Source organism: Peterkaempfera griseoplana, from assembly GCF_001418575.1.
GTDB lineage: Bacteria > Actinomycetota > Actinomycetes > Streptomycetales > Streptomycetaceae > Peterkaempfera > Peterkaempfera griseoplana.
On the sequence record NZ_LIQR01000705.1, the window covers coordinates 1 to 3,146 of the forward strand.

Genomic DNA, 3,146 nt, shown 5'->3' on the forward strand with positions numbered 1-3,146 from the left:
GGACCGCCGCCGCACCCCCGGGCCGTCATCGCCGTGCAGAGCCGCGACGGTGTGCCCCCGGGCGTGCCGGCGGTGCGCCGCCAGGGCCCCGTGCCCGCCGTCGGCTCGCCCCCGCAGCTGTGGGCCTGTTCCGCGGGCAGGGCCTTCCGGGTGTGCGCCGGCGGTCCGCCGGACCCCGGGTCGCCGCCGCCGTCGCACCGCTCGCTGCGCGACGCGCCCGCCGGGCAACCTCCGGGGCGGCACTCCGTCCCCATCCGTCCTGGGATAGCCTGGCCGTAGGTCTCTCGAAGTCGAGAGATCGATCAGGGTCCGGCACGGCGGGCGCGCCTGCTGCCGGCGCAATCGACCCCCTCAGGCAGCTGGAGAAGGCACACCATGACCCGCACTCCCGTCACCGTCACCGTCACCGGTGCGGCCGGCCAGATCGGCTACGCACTGCTGTTCCGTATCGCGTCCGGGCAGCTGCTCGGTGCCGACACCCCGGTGAAGCTGAACCTCCTGGAGATCCCGCAGGGTCTCAAGGCCGCCGAGGGCACCGCCATGGAGCTCGACGACTGCGCGTTCCCGCTGCTGCGCGGCATCGAGATCACCGACAGCGCCGACAAGGCCTTCGACGGCGCCAACGTCGCCCTGCTGGTCGGTGCCCGTCCGCGCACCGCCGGTATGGAGCGCGGTGACCTGCTCTCCGCCAACGGTGGCATCTTCGGCCCTCAGGGCAAGGCCATCAACGACAACGCCGCGGACGACATCAAGGTCCTGGTGGTCGGCAACCCGGCCAACACCAACGCCCTGATCGCCCAGCAGCACGCCCCCGACGTCCCGGCCGACCGCTTCACCGCGATGACCCGCCTGGACCACAACCGGGCCGTCGCCCAGCTCGCCAAGAAGCTCGGCGTCACCGTCGAGGACGTCAGGAAGCTCACCATCTGGGGCAACCACTCGGCCACCCAGTACCCCGACATCTTCCACGCCGAGGTCGCCGGCAAGAACGCCGCCGAGGCCGTCAACGACGAGAAGTGGCTCGCCGAGGACTTCATCCCCACCGTCGCCAAGCGCGGCGCGGCCATCATCGAGGCCCGCGGCGCCTCCTCGGCCGCCTCAGCCGCCAACGCGGCCATCGACCACGTGCACACCTGGGTCAACGGCACCGCCGAGGGCGACTGGACCTCCATGGGCATCGTCTCCGACGGCTCCTACGGTGTGCCCGAGGGCATCATCTCGTCCTTCCCGGTCACCACCCGGGACGGCCGCTTCGAGATCGTCCAGGGCCTGGAGATCAACGACTTCTCCCGCGCCCGGATCGACGCCTCGGTACAGGAGCTCATCGACGAGCGCGACGCGGTCCGCTCGCTCGGCCTCATCTGAGCAGCCCGCACCGGCAGTGCCCCCCGGCGGTCCGCCGGGGGGCACTGTTGGGTCCGGGGTCAGCGGGGCGGCGCCAGCAGCGCGCAGAGCCGCTCCAGGGCGCCGGGGAAGGCGTGGTCCGGAGGGGTGCCGTAGCCCACCACCAGCGCCGGCCGGCCGCGGTCCGGGTCGTCCGCCTCCCGGAACCGGTCCAGCCCCGTCAGCGCCACCCCGGCCTCGGCCGCCCGGGCGGTCAGCTCCTCCTCGTCGGCCAGCCGGGGCGGCAGCTCCAGTACCGCGTGCAGCCCCGCGGCGATCCCGGTGACGGCCACGTCCGGGGCATGCCGGGCCAGCTCCGCGGCCAGCCGGTCACGGCGGCGCCGGTAGTGCAGCCGGGCCCGCCGCACCTGGCGGTCGTACCCGCCGGAGCCGATCAGCTCGGCCAGGGTGAGCTGGTCCAGCACAGGGGAGTGGTGGTCGGCCAGCCGCTTCTCCGCCACCACCGCCTCCAGCAGCGGCGGCGGCACCGCCAGCCAGGCCAGGCGCAGCCCCGGGACCAGGCTCTTGCTCGCGGTGCCCGCGTACACCACATGGTCGGGGGCCAGTCCCTGCAGGGCACCGACCGGCTGCCGGTCGTAGCGGAACTCGCCGTCGTAGTCGTCCTCCACCACCACCCCGCCGGTGGACCGGGCCCAGGCGACGGCGGCGGTGCGGCGGTCGGGATGCAGGGGGACGCCGGCGGGGAACTGGTGGGCCGGGGTCAGCAGCACCGCGTCCGTCCCCCGTCCCAGCAGGTCGGTGCGGGCGCCGTGGCCGTCCAGCGGCAGCCGTTCCACGGCCAGCCCGGTTGCGCGCAGTCCGGTGCGGGTGTCGGGGAAGCCGAGCGCCTCCACCGCGATCCGCCGTCCGCCCAGGGCGGCGAGTGCCCGTCCCAGGAGGCCCACCGCCTGGGTGTAACCGGTGCAGACCACCAGCAGGTCCGGGTCGGTCCGCACCCCGCGGGTCCTGGCCAGCGAGCCGGCCAGCGCCCGCCGCAGCTCGGGGGTGCCCTGCGGATCGGTGTAGCCCAGCGCCTGGTGCGGGGCCGACTCCAGGGCCCGGCGGGCCGCGGCCAGCCAGGCGCCGCGGGGGAAGAGCGACAGGTCCGGGCTGCCGGGCCGCAGGTTGTAGGGGAGCGCGAGGCCGCCGGGCAGCTCGAACGGGTCGCCGGGGTCGGGGCGCCGGAGCAGCCGCGGCGGCGGGGGCGGTCCCGGTTCGGCCTGGTCGGCCACCCGCGTCCCGGACCCCTGCCGGGCGGTCAGCCACCCCTCGGCGACCAGCTGTCCGTAGGCGTCGGCCACCGTGTTCCGGGCCAGGCCCAGATCGCGGGCGAGCACCCGGGACGAGGGCAGCCGGCTGCCGGCGGCCAGCCGGCCGGTCCGTACGGCCTCGCGCAGGGCCCTCTCCAGGGATGCCCGGACCCCCGGTCCCGGGGTCACCTCCAGAAACAGATCACTGCCCGCATCGGCCCAGGACTCCATGGGTCCAGTCCACCACCGGCACCGCCCCGCGAACCAACCGGCCCGGGCGGAGACGTACGGGCGAGTGGCCCACGGCGCCGGGGCCGCAATGGACCAGTGGTCCGGGCCGCCCGGTGTCTAGCGTGGGTGCATGACCTCGACGACCGAGCAGCACCACGACGCCCCCGTCCCCGCCCCCGAGCAGCGCCTCCAGCTCCCCAGCGCCCTCCCCGAGTGGTACCGCGCGATCATCGCGCGGTACCACTCGGGGAGGGCGCTGGGGAGCTGGAGGCGCTGCTCGGG

At 75.3% G+C, this 3,146-nt stretch carries 2 protein-coding genes and 1 pseudogene; 2 read left to right on the forward strand and 1 reads right to left on the reverse strand.

Translation table 11 applies throughout. The features are described from left to right. Together AOK09_RS41505 and AOK09_RS35725 are read left to right on the forward strand one after the other, a co-directional pair. Nucleotides 1-279, forward strand: a pseudogene (locus tag AOK09_RS41505) (hypothetical protein); the annotation flags it as partial. A gap of 96 nt (nt 280-375) precedes the next feature. Next, a complete protein-coding gene (locus AOK09_RS35725) occupies nt 376-1,365 on the forward strand; it encodes a malate dehydrogenase (protein ID WP_055591340.1) in 990 nt (329 codons plus the stop codon). A 59-nt stretch (nt 1,366-1,424) separates the two neighbouring features. On the opposite strand, the gene pdxR is transcribed toward AOK09_RS35725, so the two are convergent. Continuing rightward, nucleotides 1,425-2,864, reverse strand: coding sequence for a MocR-like pyridoxine biosynthesis transcription factor PdxR (pdxR, locus tag AOK09_RS35730; protein WP_055591341.1), 1,440 nt, complete (start codon nt 2,862-2,864; stop codon nt 1,425-1,427). Nucleotides 2,865-3,146: the final 282 nt, after the last annotated feature.

Bases quoted from the DNA above. Each gene is read 5' to 3' on its own strand.
- AOK09_RS35725 (WP_055591340.1), top strand. From the start codon at position 376: ATGACCCGCACTCCCGTCACCGTCACCGTCACCGGTGCGGCCGGCCAG.
- pdxR (WP_055591341.1), bottom strand. From the start codon at position 2,864: ATGGAGTCCTGGGCCGATGCGGGCAGTGATCTGTTTCTGGAGGTGACC.